This is a genomic window from Arthrobacter sp. K4-10C (assembly GCF_059090085.1).
The window spans coordinates 15200-34807 of sequence record NZ_JBNHFI010000015.1 but is presented as its reverse complement, the minus strand read 5'-3'; the positions used below and the strand labels follow the sequence as shown (position 1 = coordinate 34807).

Here is a 19608-nt window from a genome sequence, read left to right as displayed (position 1 = left end):
CCGGCTGGTCCGCAGGACCAGGGAGCGGCGGTAAGTGAGGTGGTACCGCGGTGAGCGTGCAGTCCCCGGACAGCACGGCAGCCGTCCTCGCATCCTGAACGGAACGGCCGGCACCCGCCGGCGGTTCGCCACGCCCAACCCAGGATGTCGAGAATGACGTATTACCCCAAGGTCTCAGCCTCCACCACCGGCACCGGCACAAGCCGTGCAGGCGTCACAGCCTCCGTGAAGTTCCCGGAGATCGAAGAGCGCATCCTGAAGTACTGGGACCAGGACGGTACCTTCCAGGCCAGCATCGACCAGCGCAGCGCGGACGCTCCCGGCGGGGAACCCGGCAGCAACGAATTCGTGTTCTACGACGGCCCGCCCTTCGCGAACGGCCTGCCGCATTACGGCCACCTCCTGACCGGCTACGCCAAGGACCTGGTGGGCCGCTACCAGACCCAGCGCGGCAAGCGCGTCGAGCGCCGCTTCGGCTGGGACACCCACGGGCTGCCCGCGGAACTGGAAGCCATGAAGCAGCTGGGCATGACGGACAAAACCCAAATCGAAGCCATGGGCATCGACAAATTCAACGACGCCTGCCGCGCGTCCGTCATGAAATACGCCGACGAATGGCGCAGCTACGTCACCCGCCAGGCACGCTGGGTTGACTTCGACAATGACTACAAGACCCTCAACGTGGAGTACATGGAGTCGGTCCTCTGGGCGTTCAAGCAGCTGCACGAAAAAGGCCTGACCTACAATGGCTACCGCGTGCTTCCCTACTGCTGGAAGGACGAGACGCCGCTGTCCAACCATGAACTGCGCATGGACGACGACGTCTACAAGAACCGGCAGGACCAGACCGTCACCGTCACATTCCCCATCACGGCAGGGGAGTCCGCCCTGTCGAAGCAGCTCGACGGCGTCCAGGCGCTCGCCTGGACCACCACTCCCTGGACGCTGCCCACCAACGCCGCGCTCGCCGTCGGGCCTTCCATCACCTACGCCGTCCTCCCGGCGGGACCCAACGGCATCAAGGCGTCCTCCGCCGATGCCCCCGTGACCGGCAGCTTCCTGCTGGCCGCGGACCTGGTGGCCGCCTACGCCAAGGACCTGGGCTACGACAGCTTTGAGGACGCCCAGGCAGCCGTTGTCTCCACCCACACCGGCGCCGAGCTGGAGGGACTCGCCTACCGGCCGCTGTGGCAGGACTTCAGCGACAACGAGAAGTACGGCATGGAGAACGCCTGGCGGATCCTGGTCGCCGAGTACGTCACCACCACGGACGGCACAGGCATCGTGCACCAGGCCCCTGCCTACGGCGAGGATGACCAGAAGGTGTGTGAGGAAGCCGGAATCCCCGTCATCCTGTCCGTTGACGAGGGCGCCAGGTTCCTGCCCCTTTTCAAGCACGGCGACCTCCACGACATCGCGGGGCTGCAGGTGTTCGAGGCCAACAAACCCATCACCCAGGTGCTGCGCGCACAGGGCCGCCTGGTCAAGCAGGCCAGCTACGAGCACAGCTACCCGCACTGCTGGCGCTGCCGGAACCCGCTGATCTACCGTGCTGTCTCCTCCTGGTACGTGGAAGTCACCAAGTTCAAGGACCGGATGTCCGAACTGAACCAGGAGATCAACTGGATCCCGGGCAACGTCAAGGACGGCCAGTTCGGCAAGTGGCTGGAAAACGCCCGTGACTGGTCCATCAGCCGCAACCGCTACTGGGGCAGCCCCATCCCCGTGTGGCAGTCCAGCGACCCCGAATACCCGCGCACCGACGTGTACGGCTCCCTGGCCGAGATCGAAGCGGATTTCGGCCGGCTGCCGCTGAACAAGGACGGCCAGGTTGACTTGCACCGCCCGTTCATCGACGAACTGACCCGTCCGAATCCCGATGATCCGCGCACACCCGAAGAGGGCCAGTCCGTCATGCGCCGGGTGGAGGACGTCCTGGACGTCTGGTTCGACTCTGGCTCCATGCCCTACGGCCAGGTGCACTACCCGTTCCAGAACGAGGCCTGGTTCGACACGCACAACCCCGCCGACTTCATCGTCGAATACATCGGGCAGACACGCGGCTGGTTCTACATGCTGCACATCCTTTCTACGGCGCTGTTTGACCGGCCCGCGTTCCGCAACGTCATCAGCCACGGCATTGTGCTGGGCTCCGATGGGCAGAAGATGTCCAAGAGCCTGCGGAACTACCCCGACGTGTCAGAGGTGCTGGACCGCGACGGTTCCGACGCCATGCGCTGGTTCCTGATGTCCAGCCCCATCCTGCGCGGCGGCAACCTGATCGTCACGGAACAGGGCATCCGCGACGGCGTCCGGCAGGTCATCCTTCCGCTGTGGAACGTGTACAGCTTCTTCACCCTCTACACCAATGCCGCCAACGGGGGCGCCGGCTACGAGGCGAAGCTGCGGTACGACGGCTACACGGACACCCTGGACCAGTACCTCCTGGCCAACACCGGCGGGCTGGTCCGGAACATGACCGGGCAGCTGGACACCTATGACATCTCCGGTGCCTGCGACGAGCTCCGCGGATACCTGGACATGCTCACCAACTGGTACGTCCGCCGCAGCCGCCAACGGTTCTTTGACGAGGACCAGGACGCGTTCGACGCCCTGTACACCGCATTGGAGACCGTTTCGCGCGCCGCCGCATCGCTGTTGCCCCTGGTCACCGAGGAGATCTGGCGGGGGCTCACCGGTGGCCGGTCCGTACACCTGGCCGACTGGCCCGACGCTGACCTGTTCCCCGCTGACCCGGACCTCGTCCAGGCCATGGACCGCGTCCAGCAGATCTGCTCCACCGGGTCGTCCCTCCGGAAGGCCGCAAACCTGCGGGTCCGCCTGCCGCTGCAGGAACTCACCGTGGTGGCACCGGGTGCCGATGCGCTGGAAGGCTTCGCCGCCGTCGTCGCAGACGAACTCAACCTTCGCTCCGTCCGGCTGCTTGATGCCGCCACCGCTTCCCCGGAAGAGTTCGGCATCCAGCAGAAGCTGGTGGTCAACGCCCGTGCTGCCGGCCCGCGCCTGGGCAAGAACGTGCAGCTGGCCATCAAGGGGTCCAAGTCCGGTGATTGGTCAGTGGACGACGCCGGTGTGGTCATTTCCGGCGGCTTGCAGTTGGAGCCCCAGGAGTACACGCTGGAGACGGTGGTGGCTGAGTCCGAGGGCGGCTCCGCCTCTGTCGCCGTGCTGCCGGGCGGTGGGTTCGTGGTCCTCAACACCGAGGTCACACCGGAGCTGGAGGCCGAAGGCCTGGCGCGCGACATGGTCCGCGCCATCCAGCAGGCACGCAAGGACGCCGGGCTGAATGTCAGCGACCGGATCCGGACCGCCGTGACTGCCCCGCAGAACGTCGTCGACGCCCTGCTTGCCAACGCTGACCTGGTCAAGGGGGAAACCCTCACCGTGGACCTTACGGCGGAACCCGCGGACATCGCAGAGCCGGCTGTCGCCGTCGAAAAAGTAGAGGCATAATCCATGACTGACGAATTTTCCGTAGAGAGTGTCTACGCCGAACTCTTGGGCAGGGCGCCGGAAAACAAGATGGAGCCCCGGCTTGCCCCGCTGTTCCGGGCGATGGATGTGCTGGGAGAGCCGAACAAGGCGTATCCGATCATCCACGTCACCGGCACCAACGGCAAGACCTCCACCTCCCGCATGATCGAGTCCGTCCTGCGCGCCCACGGCCTGAGCACGGGCCGCTACACCAGCCCGCACCTGTCGAAGGTCACCGAGCGCATCAGCATCGACGGGCATCCGGTCCCCGACGAAACCTTCGTCCGGATCTGGGACGAGATCCGTCCCTACCTGCAGATAGTGGACGCCGAACTGGAAGCGGACGGGCAGCCCCGCCTGACATATTTCGAGTGCCTGACCATCCTGGGCTTCGCCATCTTCGCGGACCAGCCCGTCAACGTGGCCATCATCGAAGTGGGCCTCGGCGGCATCACGGACGCCACGAATGTGGGTGACGGCCAGGTCTCCGTCGTCACGCCGATCTCGCTCGACCACACGGACCTGCTGGGCGATACGCCCGGCGATATCGCCCTTGAGAAGGCTGGCATCATCAAGCCGGGCGGATACCTCATTAGCGCAGCCCAGCCACTGGACGCCGCACAGGTGCTGCTGGAGAAGGCCAAGGACGTGGGCGTCCCCTTCCGCTTCGAGGGCGTCGAGTTCGGCGTTGAGTCCCGGACAGTGGCGGTAGGCGGCCAGATAGTGAGCATCCAGGGCATCGCCGGACGCTACCCGGACCTCCTGGTGCCGCTGCATGGCGCCCACCAGGCGCAGAACGCCGCCGTGGCGGTGGCCGCGCTGGAGGCATTCTTCGGCGGCGACAAGGAGCTTAATTCGGAAGTGCTGCAGGAGGGCTTCGCTGCCGTGACGTCCCCCGGCCGGCTGGAAGTGGTCCGGACGGCACCCACCATCATCGTTGACGCCGCCCACAACCCGGACGGGATCAAAGCGTCCGCCGCCGCACTGCAGGAGGCGTTCACTTTCACCCGGCTTGTTCCCGTGGTGGGCGTGCTGAAGGAAAAGGACGCGGAGGAAATCCTCCGCCAGCTCAAGGAATCCCTGGGCGACATGGCGGAGGAATACTGCTTCACGCAGTCGAACTCCCCGCGCGCTGTCCCGGCCGCCGAACTTGCCGAGCTCGCCGTGGACCTCGGCTTCGGCGAGGACAATGTGCACATCGCCGAAAAACTGGACGACGCCCTGGAATGGGCAGTGGAACGGGCCGAAGCCAATGACGACCTCTCCGGCGGGGTACTGGTCACCGGGTCCATCACGCTGGTGGCGGAAGCCCGCATCCTGCTCGGAAAGACGGAGGCGTAGGGATGGCCAGAGTCACCAAGGCGCAGCGCGAATGGCGGCCCGGCATGCCCAAGAAGCGCCGCTCCACCAAAGTCATGTTCGCCTCCACGGTGCTGCTCCTGGAAGCATTCGTGATGTTCTTCGCCACTCTGGCGGTGTTTGGACTCCGCCGCGGCGAGTTTCCGCCGGCACTCATCCTGGGCACCGGCATCGCGCTGAGCGTTGTGATGGTCCTGGCCTGCGCGTTCCTGTCCAAGCCCTGGGGCATCGGGTTGGGCTGGATCCTGCAGATCGTCCTGGTCCTGACCGGCATTTTCGAGCCGGCCATGTTCCTTGTGGGTGCCCTGTTCGCGCTGGCCTGGTGGTACGGCATCCGTACCGGCATCCGGCTGGACCGCGAAGCAGCCCAGCGCGAGCGTGAGCAGGCCGAGTGGGAAGCAGCCCACCCGGACCAGGCCGCCGGACCCGGCCAGCCGCAAACCCCGTAAACCCAGCCTGTCAACCAGTCCCCGTAGACTTAGCCCGAAACCCCACGAAAGCATTGGAGCAGTTGTGACCACTGAGCGCACCCTCGTCCTGATCAAGCCCGACGGCGTCGCCCGTAACCTCACCGGGACCATCCTGGCCCGCGTCGAAGCCAAGGGATACACCCTGGTTGATCTGAAGAAGGTGGACGCCACCCGCGAACTGCTCGAGCAGCACTACGAGGAGCACGTGGGCAAGCCCTTTTACGAGCCGCTGGTGGAGTTCATGCTCAGCGGGCCCGTGGTGGCGGCCATCTTCGAGGGCCACCGCGTTATCGAAGGCTTCCGCTCGCTGGCCGGCACCACCGACCCCACGACGGCGGCACCCGGCACCATCCGCGGCGATTTCGGCCGTGACTGGGGCGTGAAGGTCCAGCAGAACCTGGTGCACGGCTCCGACTCCACCTATTCCGCCGAACGCGAGATCAAGATCTGGTTCTAGCATCCTGGTCTGACGCTGCGCGAAATGACAGTTAAGGCCAATGTTCCCCGTGAACATTGGCCTTAACTGTCATTTAGCGGTGGAGGGGGAGGCTAGAAACCCGAGGTCCCCGCGAACACCTGGATGAAGGCGAAGAAGATGCTGGCGGCGACGGCCACGTACAGCAGGGCAATGATGATCCAGCCGGAGTCGGCCACCACGCGCGCCGCTCCGGACGGGACGGGAATGATGCCGGCGCTGATGTTCCGGATGGTGGTCCACACGAACAGCGGGATCATGGCGGCCCAGACAATCATGCAGAACGGGCACAGGACGTGGATGTCGTAGAGGGCCTGGGACCACAGCCACACCACGAAAATGAAGCCAAGCGTGACGCCGGTCTGCAGTCCTACCCAAAACCACCGGGCGAAGGTGGCCCCGGAGAGCAGCGCCATGCCCACGGTGATGACGACGGCGAACGCCACGATCCCGATAAACATGTTGGGGAAGCCGAACAGGGAACTCTGCCAGGTCTTCATCACGTCCCCGCAGGAGATCCAGGGATTAACGTCACACACTGTGGTGTGGTTGGGGTCCTGGAGCACTGCGAGCTTTTCCAGGACGAGGGTTCCGGAGGCCAGCCAGCCGACGGCGCCGGTGAACAACAGCAGCCAGCCGAAGGGGCGGTTGCGGGCCATGAAGGGCACGGGTGCTGAACTGCTGTCCGGGCCGCCGGTCAGGTCCGGGGCATGCGTGCCGCTGGCGGGGGAGATGCTGGGCATGGGTATGGCGTCCTTTTCGTCCGGTGCTCCTTGCCCGATTGTAACGCCGACGGCTGGAAGGCATCCCCAGCCAAAAGGGCGACAAGCCTATGCCTCCGCCGTGATTTAGCCGGGGTGTGAGAGAATGAACGTGGCTGGAAGCCGATCCACATTCGGACTCCGGTCCGGTGGACTGTTCTCAAGACCGCCAATGACGAGCAGGGCAGGCTTCGGAAGCTTACGGCACTCCCGCGACTCCATTGGACGGCACCTGGTTGTGGCACGTAGAACAACGGGTTTCAGGACATCCCCCGGCTCCCACGGGCTGCCGCACCCCAATGCCGGTGCGAACCTGGGAGTATCCACTTGACTTCTGTCAACGCCTGCGGGTTTTGACAATATGTGCCCCAATGGGTGCCGGATGTGGCGGTACGTCAGGGGCAGGAGTGTAGCTGCATATGGAAAACGAGCAAGACCTGGCTGTTAATGGCGATGCGGCGGCCGCGGAGGCCGCTGTTGCACCCAAGAGGACCCGCCGGAAAGCGGCGCCGAGAACAGACGACGGCGGCAGCGGCGCGGGGGACAACGCCCCGGCGGACGCTGCGACGGCGGAGAACGTTGAAGCCGCCGCTGCTGAAGCCAAGGCACCGGCCCGCCGTACCCGCGCCCGCAAGAAAGTTGAAGTTGCTGAACCGCTCCCGGCCTTCGCCGATGATGCGGCAGCAGCCGGAGTCACTGCAGGCACGCCGGCGGACACTGAGGAAAGCGTGCCTGCCGCCGGCGAACCCGAAACGGAAACCAAACCTGTACGCCGCCGTCGGGTAGCCACCCGAAAAGCCGCAGCCCCGGCATCGGCACCCGACGCGACGTCCACCGGGGAAACCGCTGTGGCGGAAGCGGCCGTACAGCAGCCAGGGGCGCCTGCTGCTGACGAAGCGGCGGACGCCCAAGGCGCCCACACTGCACCCGCCGTGGAAGAAGCATCGGAAGAGCCAGCGCCGGAAGCCGGGCAGTCGCCGCCGGGCGCTGCAGCGGACACCAGCCCGCAGCCCGGGGCAGCGGAGCAAACTGCGGCTGGAAAAGAGACTCCTGTGGCACCCGCTGCCAGCCCCTTCGCTTCGCTGTTCATGGAACCCGCGTCCCCCACTTCTGTACTGTTCCAGGCCCCGGACTTGAGCACCGTGGTACGCCCGGCGGCAGCCGCCGCCGAGGAAGCGGAAGCGGACGACGCCGAGGACGGCGACGCGGACGACTCCGCCAGCCGCCGCAGGCGCCGCAGCCGCGGACGCCGCGGGCGCAGCCGCCTCGATGAACGCGATGCGGACTCCGGCGCCGATGCCGAAGGCGGCGACGACGCCGAAGACGCTGACGAAGAACGGTCCGGGCTGCTGGAAGAGGGCGTGACGTCCCGCCGCCGGCGCCGGCGGCGCCGCGGTGACCAGGACCTCGAGCTGACCGGCGGCGGGGATGACGACCCGCCCAACACGGTGACCCGTGTCCGCGCCCCCCGGGCCGTGAGCGAGCAGGTCGCCAGCAACCGGGTTACCAGTGTGAAGGGTTCCACCCGCCTGGAGGCGAAGAAGCAGCGCCGCCGCGAGTCGCGCGATACGGGCCGCCGCCGCACTGTCATTACCGAGGCCGAATTCCTGGCCCGCCGGGAGTCCGTGGACCGGCAGATGATCGTCCGCCAGCGCGATGACAGAATCCAGATCGCGGTCCTCGAAGACGGCGTCCTGGCCGAGCACTTCGTCTCCAAGACCCAGCAGGACTCGCTGATCGGCAACGTCTACCTGGGCAAGGTCCAGAACGTCCTGCCTTCCATGGAGGCAGCCTTCGTTGACATCGGGCGCGGCCGTAACGCCGTTCTGTACGCAGGCGAGGTGAACTGGGAGGCCGTCAACCTCGAGGGCAAGCAGCGCCGTATCGAAAACGCCCTCAAGTCAGGCGACACCGTCCTGGTCCAGGTGACCAAGGACCCCGTCGGGCACAAGGGCGCACGCCTCACCAGCCAGATCTCGCTGCCCGGACGCTACCTTGTGTACGTGCCTGGCGGTTCCATGACGGGCATCTCCCGCAAGCTGCCCGACGTCGAACGCAACCGCCTCAAGCGCATCCTCAAGGACCGCCTCCCTGAGCAGGCTGGGGTCATCGTCCGCACAGCCGCGGAGGGAGCGTCCGAGGAAGAGCTGACGCACGACATCAATCGGCTGCGCGCGCAGTGGGAAGGCATCGAAAGCCAGTCCACCTCCACCAAGGTCCTGGCACCCGAACTGCTGTACGGCGAGCCGGACCTCACCATCAAGGTGGTGCGTGACGTCTTCAACGAGGACTTCTCCAAGCTGATCGTGTCCGGTGAAGAAGCCTGGGACACCATTGAGGCCTACGTCACCTACGTTGCCCCGGACTTGGTGGGCCGCCTTGAGAAGTGGACCAAGGACCAGGACATCTTTGCGGCATGGCGGATCGATGAGCAGATCCACAAGGCCCTGGAACGCAAGGTGTTCCTGCCCTCCGGCGGTTCTCTGGTGATCGACCGCACCGAGGCCATGACCGTGGTGGACGTCAACACCGGCAAGTTCACGGGCAGCGGCGGCAACCTTGAGGAAACCGTCACCAAGAACAACCTTGAAGCAGCCGAGGAAGTGGTGCGCCAGCTCCGCCTCCGCGATATCGGCGGCATTATCGTCATCGACTTCATCGACATGGTGCTGGAATCCAACCGGGACCTGGTCCTGCGCCGCCTGGTGGAATGCCTGGGCCGCGACCGCACCAAGCACCAGGTTGCCGAAGTCACGTCGCTGGGCCTGGTCCAGATGACCCGCAAGCGCATGGGCACGGGGCTCCTTGAGGTGTTCGGGGAGCAGTGCGAAGCGTGCGCCGGCCGCGGTGTGGTGACCCACGACGACCCCGTGGAGCATCGCCGCGCGAACATCGTTGCCGCCGAGCACCACGTGCAGCGTTCCGACATTCGGCCCGACGTCCGCGCCGAAGGGCACCGTAATGAGGGACAGCGGACCGACAGCAGCCAGCCGAACGGCAGGCCGGACCGCAAACGGCGGCGCGGACGCGGTGGCCAGCAGCCTGAAGCTGCCCCGGCTGCGGCGGTGCATGTCCATACCGTCCATCCGGATCCGGCCGATGCCGAGCGGCACGCGAAGGCGGAAGCCACCAGGCTGGCCCTTGCCAACATCGCTGCCGCGGCGCATGCGGCGCACCTGCACGATGACGAGGTGGCGGCGGCCAAACAGGCGCAGTCAGTCCAGCCCGAAACGCCGGCCGCAGAAGACAAGCACGACGCCGGCGCGGCGCCCCGGCCGGCGGCTGTCCTGACCTTCGGCGGCGAGAAGGTTGTCCTGCCGTTCGTGGAGCATGCCGAAGAACAGCAGCCGCAGCCGGCCCTCACCCTGGACCGGCTCGCTGAAGCTTTCGCCCACCTTGGTGAACCGGCACCTGCTGGTGAAACGCCGGCGGAAGAACATGAAACCAAGGTTTCCGAGGCCGGGCCGGTCAACGCCGAACAGCCGCCTGCACCCGCAGCAGAGGAAAAGGACTGGTCTGACCACACTGTGGACCAGACCCGCCAGCGCCGGCCGCGGCGCAACCGCAGCGCCAGCCGTGCCCAGGGTGCCGCCAATGAAACCACTGTGCAGCACCATGAGAACGCGCCTGCGGCCAGCACCGGGCACACACATGCTGCCAAGGCGCCGGAACCCGCGGCCTCCGCAGACCGCAAGGATGGGACTGCCAAACCCGCCGAGGCGCCCATCATCCTGGGCGTCGGGGTTCCCGCCTCCGAGCTGTAACCCTTGGCGGGTGCGCCGGGAGCCCCACCTTTCGACCAGTCCCCGTTTGGTGGACTTCTCCCCTCTGAAGTACCGGGGGAAAAGTCCACCAAACGGGGACTTTTCGCGCAATGCCCGCTTCACCTTTGAGGCGCCCGAAGCAAAACGGCTAGGCTGGGGGACTGACACGGGGTGCCGCGCGAAGGGCCGGCTGAGATCCAGACCCGTTGAACCTGTCCGGCTAGTACCGGCGAAGGGATGTCTCTTGTCTTCGACTCTTGTTTTGCCCCCAGTAGATCTCCAGGCCGGCACTCTTGAAACCGCTACCGTGCCGCCCGGGACCGGCAGGGACGTGCCGCGTGTCCTGTCCATCGCCGGCTCGGACCCGTCGGGGGGTGCAGGTATCCAGGCGGATCTGAAAAGCATCGCCGCTCACGGCGGGTACGGTATGGCCGCCATCACCGCCCTTACCGCACAGAACACCCACGGTGTGGCTGCGGTCCATGTGCCGCCGGTGTCCTTCCTGGCGGCCCAGCTGGATGCCATCAGCGACGACATCAGCATCGACGCCGTCAAGATCGGCATGCTGGGCGACGCCGGGGTGATCGCCGCCGTACGGACATGGCTGGAAAACGTACGCCCCGCCGTCGTGGTCCTCGACCCGGTGATGGTGGCCACCAGCGGTGACCGGCTGCTGCAAGAATCCGCCGAGGCGGCGCTTCGCGAACTCCTGCCGCTCGCGCACCTCATCACCCCCAACCTCGCCGAACTGGCCATCCTCGTAGGGGAGGAACAGCAGGACACCTGGGCCGGAGCCCTGGCACAGGGCAGGAAACTTGCCGCGGCCACCGGTGCCACGGTCCTGGTGAAAGGCGGCCATCTGGCGGGTGCGGACTGCCCGGACGCGCTGGTGAATACCGGCGGGCTGCTGGGCGCCGAGGTCGTGGAGGTGCCGGGGGAGCGGGTGGCAACCCGGAACAGCCACGGAACCGGCTGTTCGCTGTCCTCCGCAATGGCCACTGTCCAGGCGCGGCTGGGGGACTGGGAGGCGGCCCTGCGGGACGTGAAGCCCTGGCTGGTCGGTGCGCTGGAAACCGCTGGCCGCCTGGAGGTGGGAACCGGGAACGGGCCCGTCCACCATTTCCACCACGTGCGGCCGGTTCCGCACCAGGGGGCTTTCGCGGCCAGCCTCAGGGCTGCTGCTGAAGCGGACCTGGACGCCATTTACGGGCTGGACTTCATCCGCGGACTGGCCACGGGCAGCCTGCCCGAGAAGGAGTTTGCCTACTACCTGGCCCAGGACGCCATCTACCTCAACGGCTACTCCCGGATCCTGGCAAGGGCAAGCGCCCTTGCGCCCACCGAGGCGGAGCAGCTGTTTTGGGCCGGGTCCGCGCAGCAGTGCCTTGAAGTGGAGTCTGAGCTGCACAGGTCCTGGCTGAGCACCCGCACCGTCCGGCCCGAATTGGGTCCTGTGACAAAGTCCTACGTCGACCACCTCACGGCGGCCTCGGCGTCGGGCAGTTACGCGGTGCTGGCCGCGGCCGTCCTCCCTTGTTTCTGGCTGTACGCGGAGGTGGGCAAAAAGCTGCACGCCCAGTTCCTGGCCGCAGGTGAACCGGCCGGGCACCCCTACGCCGAGTGGCTCCGGACCTACGCCGACGAGGACTTCGCCGAGGCAACCCGCAAGGCCATCGCCTTCGTGGACGAGGCCGGCCGGAACGCGTCGGACGCTGAACGGGCCGCCATGGCCACGGCCTTCAAGCAGTCCTGCCGCCTGGAAGTGGAGTTTTTCGACGCGCCGCGGCTGCACTCCTGAGCCTCCCGGGGCGGTCCCGGCGGTATCATGGATGGTGCGCGGTACCGCCGCCCACTGTGGTGCCACTGTCCTGTGGTTGCTATCACAGTAGGCGCGCCGGAGCCAGCCTCATTTGCGGCCGAAGACGAAATTAGCGTAGTCTAGTTCTTCGGTGCTTACGCCAACACTTGGGTTATGACCCCACGGCGTTGAGGCACAGCGAGAAACCAGCCTGTTAGAGCCGGTTCCGCACGCAAATTTTGTTAGAAACGTCGAGAGAAGTGAGTTCCCAAGTGGTGTACGCGATTGTCCGCGCAGGCGGCCGCCAAGAGAAGGTTTCCGTCGGAGACTTCGTTACCCTGAACCGCGTCGCCGGTGGGGCTGGCAGCACCATTCAGCTGCCCGCACTGCTCCTGGTAGACGGTGACAAGGTCACCTCCGCCGCTGCCGACCTGGCCAAGGTGACTGTCACGGCTGAGATCCTCCAGGACCTCCGTGGTCCCAAGATTGTCATCCAGAAGTTCAAGAACAAGACCGGCTACAAGAAGCGCCAGGGTCACCGCCAGGAACTGACCAAGGTCAAGATCACCGGCATCAAGTAACCACCGGTTACTGTTCAGGTTTTTCAGCAAATTCCCCAGAATTTAGAGGCAGGCATTTCAGATGGCACATAAAAAGGGCGCGAGCTCCACTCGTAACGGCCGCGACTCCAACGCACAGTACCTCGGCGTCAAGCGCTTCGGCGGCCAGGTAGTTTCCGCCGGCGAGATCATCGTCCGCCAGCGCGGCACCCACTTCCACCCGGGCGCCGGCGTTGGCCGTGGCGGCGACGACACACTGTTCGCACTGACCCCGGGAGCCGTTGAATTCGGTACCCGCCGCGGTCGTCGCGTCGTCAACATCGTTGCTGCTGCAGCTGCAGAGTAACAACCAGATTCAAAGCGGTGGAGCGGGCCTGATGGCCCGCTCCACTGTTCTTTTAACCGCATTACAATCGTGATGGCGCCTCTGGGCGCCGGCAAAACAGCACTGAGGAGATTTACGTGGCCAGTTTTGTAGACCGGGTAGTACTGCACGTATCCGGCGGTAGCGGCGGCCACGGGTGTGTCTCCGTCCACCGCGAGAAATTCAAGCCGCTCGGCGGTCCCGACGGCGGCAACGGCGGCAACGGCGGCGACGTCATCCTGCGCGTGGACCACCAGACCACCACCCTCCTCGACTACCACCACGCCCCGCACCGCCATGCCAGCAACGGTGGCCCGGGCATGGGCGACTGGCGAGGCGGCAAGAACGGCGAGACCCTCGTCCTGCCCGTCCCCGATGGCACTGTGGTCAAGGCCAAGGACGGCACCGTCCTGGCGGACCTGGTGGGTGAAGGCGCCGAATACGTCGCCGCAGCCGGCGGCATCGGCGGCCTGGGCAACGCTGCCCTCTCGTCGCAGAAACGCCGCGCGCCGGGATTCGCGCTGCTGGGCATCGAGGGCGAGGCCCGGGACATCGTCCTGGAACTGAAGTCCATTGCGGACATCGCGCTGGTCGGCTTCCCGTCGGCCGGCAAATCAAGCCTTATCGCGGCAATGTCAGCGGCGCGCCCCAAAATAGCCGACTACCCCTTCACCACCCTGGTGCCCAACCTGGGCGTGGTGCAGGCCGGAGACGTCCGCTTCACCATCGCAGACGTTCCGGGGCTGATTGAGGGCGCGAGCGAAGGCAAGGGGCTCGGCCACTACTTCCTGCGCCACGTGGAGCGCTGCGCCGCCCTGGTCCACGTCCTGGACTGCGGCACCCTGGAATCGGACCGGGACCCCCTCTCCGACCTCGCCATCATCGAGGCCGAGCTGGAAAAGTACGCCGTGGACATGAGTTACGCCGGACAGGACGGCGAGGTGGTTCCGTTGAACCACCGGCCGCGCCTGGTGGCCCTCAACAAGGTGGACCTGCCGGACGGCAAGGACATGGCGGAGTTCGTCCGGCCGGAGCTGGAATCCCGCGGTTACCGCGTGTTCGAAGTGTCTGCCACCAGCCATGAAGGCCTGCGCCAATTGGGCTTCGCCATGGCCGAAATCGTCAAGGCGGCCCGTGATGCCGTGGCAGCCGCGCCGCCAAAGGTGCAGCCGGCCGTGCTGCGGCCGCGCGCCGTCAATGAAACCGGGTTTAAGATCCGCCGTGAGGAAAAGAACCTCGAGCCGCTGTTCCGCGTCCTGGGCGAAAAGCCGGTGCGCTGGGTCAAGCAGACCGACTTCACCAACGAGGAAGCCATCGGCTACCTTGCTGACCGTCTGGCGAAACTCGGGGTGGAGACGGAACTGTTCAAGCAGGGTGCCAAGCCCGGTGACACCGTGGTGATCGGCGAGGATGACGGCGTCGTCTTCGACTGGGAGCCCACCATGATGGCAGGCGCCGAACTCCTGGCTTCGCCGCGCGGCACGGACATCCGCTTTGCCGACGTCGGCGACCGTCCCACCCGCAGCCAGAAGCGGGAGGAGCAGCAGGAACGCCGCGACGCCAAGGCTGCAGCCCGGGCAGAGCTGGAAGCGGAGCGTAAAGCCGGTATCTGGACCGAGTCCGTGAGCGGACGCCGTGCTGCCAGGCCCGTTAAGGAGAGCGGACTGGACGCCGATGACTTCTAGGACGGCAGCCGCGGAAACGGTAACCCGTTCCGTGGACAGGAGGGTCCTCGCAAGCGCCCGGCGGGTTGTGGTGAAAGTCGGTTCGTCGTCGCTGACCAGCATCAAGGGCGGCATCTCGGAGGAGTCCCTGACCGCCCTCGCCGACGCCTTGGCCGCCAAGCGCAACGCAGGCACGGAAATCATCTTGGTGTCCTCCGGTGCCATTGCTGCCGGGCTGGCCCCGTTGGGTCTTGCCAAGCGCCCCCGGGACCTTGCCACCCAGCAGGCTGCGGCGAGCGTGGGGCAGGGGCTGCTCATGGCCCGGTACACCCAGGCCTTCGGCGCGCACGGCGTGACGGTGAGCCAGGTGCTGCTCACGGCCGAAGACCTGATGCGCCGCAGCCAGCACACGAACGCATTCCGCGCATTGGACCGGCTCCTGAACCTGGGAGTAGTTCCGGTCGTCAACGAAAATGACACCGTGGCCACGCACGAAATCCGGTTTGGCGACAATGACCGCCTCGCCGCGCTGGTTGCCCATCTGGTCCGTGCGGACGCTCTGGTGCTGCTGTCCGACGTCGACTCCCTCTACGACGGCCCGCCGTCGCTTGGCGCCCGACGCATCCCCCTCGTCCAGGGAGCCCAGGACCTCGAAGGTGTCACCATCGGCAAGGCGGGCAAGGCCGGCGTCGGAACCGGGGGAATGCTGACCAAGGTGGAGGCTGCCACCATGGCAGCCGGATCCGGTATCCATGCCCTGGTCACTTCCACTTCCAACGCCGCTGCTGCACTGAACGGCGAGGACGTTGGCACCTGGTTCCCTGTAAATGGGGCACGCAAACCCGTCCGGCTCCTATGGCTGGCACACGTCGCGTCAGTGCATGGCCGGCTGGTCCTGGACGACGGCGCCGTGCGGGCCGTGCGGCATCACCGCACCTCGCTGCTGCCCGCAGGCATTTCGGCGGTGCAGGGGGATTTTGAAGCAGGCGACGCCGTCGAGATCGCAGGTGCCGACGGCACCGTGGTTGCCCGGGGGCTGGTGAATTACTCGTCCGAGGAATTGCCCCGCATGCTGGGACGGTCCACCAGGGACCTTGGTGAGGAACTGGGCACCGGCTACGACCGCGAAGTTGTTCATGTTGACGACCTGGTTCTGGTCTGAGCCTCCGGCTCGCCTAAACTTGGAACATGACTGAGGCCCTAATTTCCAACACTGCTGCCGATTCCGTAGACGCTGCCGCTGCCGGCGCACAGCCGGTCACGCCTGCAGCAGCGCCGGAAGCGGCTTCGGTTCCCCTCCAGGACGCTGATGTCCAGGCCGCCGTCCATGCCATCGCCGACCGTTCGCGCACCGCCGCCCGCCGGATGGCCATGGCCAACCGTGCGTGGAAGGACCGCGCACTGCGCGCCGTGGGTGCCGCCCTGCAGGGCAGCACGCAGGCAATCCTGGCGGCCAACGCCAAGGACGTGGCCGCCGGCAAGGCCAACGGCACCTCTGCCGCCATGCTGGACCGTTTGACGCTGACGGAAGCCCGCATCGCCGGCCTGGTGGCCGCCTTGGAAAACCTGGCCAACCTGCCCGATCCCGTCGGCAACGTGGTCCGCGGGCAAACCCTGCCCAACGGTCTGCGCCTGCGCCAGATCAACGTCCCCATGGGCGTGGTCGCAGCCATCTACGAAGCCCGCCCCAACGTGACCGTGGACATTGCCGGGCTGGCGCTCAAGAGCGGCAATGCAGTGATCCTGCGCGGCGGCAGCGCCGCCGAGGCCACCAACGAAGTGCTTGTGCGGGTGCTGCGTGAGGCACTGGAGTCCGTGGGCCTTCCAGCCGACGCGGTGCAAACGGTGGACCAGTACGGTCGCGCCGGGGCCAACGTTCTCATGCGGGCCCGTGGCAGGGTTGACGTGCTGATTCCCCGCGGCGGCCGCGACCTCATCCAGACCGTGGTCACCAATTCCGCGGTTCCCGTCATCGAAACGGGGGAGGGGAACGTGCATATCTTCATCGACGAATCAGCCGGTGAGGAAATGGCGGTGGAGATCCTGCTTAATGCCAAGACGCAGCGGCCCAGCGTCTGCAACACAGTTGAAACGCTCCTGGTGCACTCGGGATCCACGGTGCTTCCCGCCGTCGCCGCAGCCCTGAGCAAGGCGGGCGTCCGCCTGCACGCGGATGAACGCATCCGCGCCGCCCTGCCGGCGTCCATTGAGTCGGAGCCGGCCACTGACGAGGACTGGGGCACCGAATACATGAACCTTGACCTGGCGGTTGCAATGGTTGACAGCCTCGATGAGGCCGTCAAGCACATCCGCACGTGGTCCACCGGCCACACCGAGGCCATCCTCACCAACAACCTGGCCAACGCCGAACGGTTCATTGCGGAAGTGGACTCCGCGGCCGTGATCGTCAACGCATCCACGCGCTTCACCGACGGCGGCGAACTGGGGCTGGGTGCCGAGGTGGGCATCTCCACGCAAAAGCTGCATGCCCGCGGGCCTATGGGCCTGACCGAGCTCACCACCACCAAGTGGATCGTGCAGGGCGAGGGCCAGGTCCGCGGGTAGCAACGCGGTAACATAGACCAGACGCCAGAAAGCAGCGGAAACTTCCGCTGCCATCAACCATTGAAACTTTAGGGGAGAACATGCTGCTCCAGCAGATCGCCATGACCGTCGCCGAAGGCGAAGAACACGAACTCGCTCCGCTGTGGGCTGAGCCGTGGGTCTTCGGTGTGGTCATCTTCGCCATCTTCCTGGTGCTCATGTTCATCACCCTGTCCTACACCAACCTCGGCAACCGCCACACGGCTACCGAGGAGCACGCGGATCCGCACCGCCAGCACCCCAACAAGCACGATCACGGGCAGGGCCACTAACATTTCCCGCGTTTTGCGCCATAGCGGTGCCGGCCGCAGGCTGCGCCTGGGCGTGATGGGCGGGACGTTCGATCCCATCCATCACGGCCACTTGGTCGCGGCCAGTGAAGTTGCCGCCGAGTTTGACCTGGACGAGGTGGTTTTCGTCCCCACCGGCCAGCCTTGGCAGAAGTCCCATAAGCAGGTCAGCGAACCCGAACACCGGTACCTCATGACCGTGATCGCCACCGCATCGAACCCGCGGTTTACCGTGAGCCGCGTTGACGTGGACCGTCCCGGGCCCACGTACACCATCGATACCCTGCGGGACCTGCGTGCGCAGCGTCCTGATGCGGATCTGTTCTTCATTACCGGGGCAGATGCCCTGGCGCAGATTCTGTCCTGGAAGGACATTGACGAGCTGTGGTCCCTTGCCCATTTCGTCGGCGTCACCCGTCCTGGCCACGTGCTGGACGGAATGGGCCGGGACGACGTCAGCCTGCTCGAGGTTCCGGCAATGGCCATTTCCTCCACTGACTGCCGGACGCGCGTGGCGGCGAATAACCCCGTCTGGTACCTGGTGCCGGACGGGGTGGTGCAGTACATCGCCAAGTACGGTCTCTACGCCCAGGCGCCGGTAAGCGGAAACCAGCCATCCTCCCAAGCACGTGAACCAGCCAGTACTGAATGAGTTCTCCATGAGTCAGGAACAGCCCCCCATCCGCAGCCGCCGGGAACTCCGGAAGGCCAGGGATGCCCAGCAGGCGTCCGTGCCCACAGGCACGGAGCAGCTTTCCCCTGCTACTGGCCGGCAGCCCGGCACGGCGCAGGAAGCCAAACAGCAGCCCGCCGGAAGCCCGGCCTCTAGCCAGGCGGTCAGCGGCAAACCGACGCCCGTCGCAAAAGCCCCGGACCCTACCCACACCCAACGGTCATCCCAGATCCGGGCCAGGGATCGCGCAGCCCTGCGCACCATCAAGGAGCTCGAGGAAAAAGAAGGGCAGCTTGCCGGCGGAGGTCCGCCCACCCGCCGGCAGCTTCGCCTGCAACAGCTTAAGGAACAGGCCCTGACCGCGGCCAATCCCATTGTTCCGCCTGCCGCCGCCGGCCCTTCGGCGGCACCATCCAATACTCCTGCGCCCGCAGGCTCCAAGGATGAATCAGCGCAAGGCGCTGGAGGGGCAACCGGAAAGAAAACCTCAGCTCCGGCAGGATCACCTGCCGGTCCCCGATCTGCCGGCCCCCGATCTACCGGCCCGGATGGAATGACCGTAGAGCAGGCCCTGGCGGCCAGGGCCCTGATCGCGGAACAGGCCAGGAACCAGATCGCCAAGATGGAGCATATTGCCTCCCTCGATCCGGAAGCAGTCGATCCGGACATCCTGGCGGAGCAGATCGCCCTCGCCGAGCGCGCCGCAGTCATGAACCGCCGCGCCATAGCCAAGCAGAAGCTTGCTGAACAGGCAGGATCGCCGGCCCCGGCGATGGATCCCGCATCCCGGGAAGCGGCCACCAGGGAAACCGCCTCCCAGGACCGTCCGGGCCCGTCAACCGCCAACAACCTGGCGATGGTAACGCCCCTGGAGTTTGTGCAGGTGCCGGGCGTTGACCGACCGGTCATGAAGCCGCCCGCAACCTCCCACGTTCCCGTCACCACGCGTCCCGGCAGCAAAGTCCAGCCTGCAGGGTCCGGTAAGCGGCGCCCCGCCAGCCGTCCCAACCCCGCCACGGCGGATGGGGTATCAGGCCGCTCGCAGGTTATCGCCCGTGCCGAGGCTGCTGCCCGGGCGGCCACCCGTCCCAAGCCGGTGGTATTCGCTGACAACCACTCGGAGGACCTCGTAGAGGAACTCCCCAGGATTCCAGCCAGCTCGGCGTACGGACTCGATCCCCTGGACGCGGCCACGGCCGGACTGGCCAGGGCGAAGCGGAACCGTATGCTGCAGCTCTGCATCCTGCTTTTCGGCGTTGTGGCGCTCATCTCAGGCATTTTCCTGATCATCAGCGGCATGTCCCGCTGACCGGTCAGCAGCAACACTTTTA

15 protein-coding genes and 1 riboswitch are annotated in these 19608 nt (G+C 66.2%); of the genes, 14 read left to right on the top strand and 1 reads right to left on the bottom strand.

Translation table 11 applies throughout. The annotated features are described in order from the left end of the window. The first annotated feature begins 153 nt into the window (after positions 1-153). The 4 genes from ileS (at position 154) to ndk (ending at position 5781) form a co-directional block, all read left to right on the top strand. Positions 154-3474, top strand: a complete 3321-nt coding sequence (ileS, locus tag AC5RUU_RS18430; RefSeq protein ID WP_493976654.1) for an isoleucine--tRNA ligase — start codon at positions 154-156, stop codon at positions 3472-3474. Between the two features lie 3 nt (positions 3475-3477). Beyond that, the gene (locus tag AC5RUU_RS18425; RefSeq protein ID WP_493976653.1) at positions 3478-4836 is read left to right on the top strand and encodes a bifunctional folylpolyglutamate synthase/dihydrofolate synthase; all 1359 of its coding nucleotides are present in this window, start codon (positions 3478-3480) and stop codon (positions 4834-4836) included. Positions 4837-4838: 2 nt separating this feature from the next. Continuing rightward, positions 4839-5303 carry a DUF4233 domain-containing protein gene (locus AC5RUU_RS18420; protein WP_493976652.1) on the top strand — a complete coding sequence of 155 codons (465 nt, stop codon included), beginning with the start codon at positions 4839-4841 and terminating at the stop codon, positions 5301-5303. Between the two features lie 64 nt (positions 5304-5367). Further along, complete coding sequence (ndk, locus tag AC5RUU_RS18415) at positions 5368-5781, top strand: nucleoside-diphosphate kinase (RefSeq protein ID WP_493976651.1); 414 nt, start codon at positions 5368-5370, stop codon at positions 5779-5781. A 92-nt stretch (positions 5782-5873) separates the two neighbouring features. Here the strand turns inward: ndk and AC5RUU_RS18410 are convergent, their stop codons facing one another. Then, complete coding sequence (locus tag AC5RUU_RS18410; protein WP_493976650.1) at positions 5874-6542, bottom strand: vitamin K epoxide reductase family protein; 669 nt, start codon at positions 6540-6542, stop codon at positions 5874-5876. A gap of 437 nt (positions 6543-6979) precedes the next feature. On the opposite strand from AC5RUU_RS18410, the gene AC5RUU_RS18405 reads away from it, so the two are divergent. From AC5RUU_RS18405 to AC5RUU_RS18360, 10 genes are all read left to right on the top strand, one after another. Continuing rightward, positions 6980-10324, top strand: a complete 3345-nt coding sequence (locus tag AC5RUU_RS18405; RefSeq protein ID WP_493976649.1) for an Rne/Rng family ribonuclease — start codon at positions 6980-6982, stop codon at positions 10322-10324. Between the two features lie 157 nt (positions 10325-10481). After that, positions 10482-10579: riboswitch (TPP riboswitch) on the top strand. Between the two features lie 7 nt (positions 10580-10586). Then, positions 10587-12122, top strand: a complete 1536-nt coding sequence (gene thiD / locus AC5RUU_RS18400; protein ID WP_493976648.1) for a bifunctional hydroxymethylpyrimidine kinase/phosphomethylpyrimidine kinase — start codon at positions 10587-10589, stop codon at positions 12120-12122. A 272-nt stretch (positions 12123-12394) separates the two neighbouring features. Continuing rightward, positions 12395-12703 (top strand): 50S ribosomal protein L21, encoded by a 309-nt coding sequence (gene rplU, locus AC5RUU_RS18395; protein ID WP_066276623.1) that lies wholly within the window; start codon positions 12395-12397, stop codon positions 12701-12703. Positions 12704-12764: 61 nt separating this feature from the next. Then, the gene (gene rpmA, locus AC5RUU_RS18390; protein WP_009372867.1) at positions 12765-13028 is read left to right on the top strand and encodes a 50S ribosomal protein L27; all 264 of its coding nucleotides are present in this window, start codon (positions 12765-12767) and stop codon (positions 13026-13028) included. Between the two features lie 116 nt (positions 13029-13144). After that, entirely contained in the window at positions 13145-14731 is a 1587-nt protein-coding gene (gene obgE / locus AC5RUU_RS18385) for a GTPase ObgE (RefSeq protein WP_493976647.1), read from the top strand. Continuing rightward, the gene (gene proB / locus AC5RUU_RS18380) at positions 14721-15872 is read left to right on the top strand and encodes a glutamate 5-kinase (RefSeq protein WP_493976646.1); all 1152 of its coding nucleotides are present in this window, start codon (positions 14721-14723) and stop codon (positions 15870-15872) included. Before obgE ends, proB begins: the two co-directional genes overlap by 11 nt. Positions 15873-15898: 26 nt before the next feature. Next, the gene (locus AC5RUU_RS18375) at positions 15899-17275 is read left to right on the top strand and encodes a glutamate-5-semialdehyde dehydrogenase (RefSeq protein WP_493976645.1); all 1377 of its coding nucleotides are present in this window, start codon (positions 15899-15901) and stop codon (positions 17273-17275) included. A gap of 80 nt (positions 17276-17355) precedes the next feature. After that, positions 17356-17586 (top strand): hypothetical protein, encoded by a 231-nt coding sequence (locus tag AC5RUU_RS18370; protein WP_493976644.1) that lies wholly within the window; start codon positions 17356-17358, stop codon positions 17584-17586. A gap of 13 nt (positions 17587-17599) precedes the next feature. Further along, positions 17600-18256 (top strand): nicotinate-nucleotide adenylyltransferase, encoded by a 657-nt coding sequence (gene nadD, locus AC5RUU_RS18365; RefSeq protein WP_493976643.1) that lies wholly within the window; start codon positions 17600-17602, stop codon positions 18254-18256. Between the two features lie 7 nt (positions 18257-18263). After that, positions 18264-19586, top strand: coding sequence for a hypothetical protein (locus AC5RUU_RS18360; protein WP_493976642.1), 1323 nt, complete (start codon positions 18264-18266; stop codon positions 19584-19586). The last annotated feature ends 22 nt before the right edge of the window (positions 19587-19608 follow it).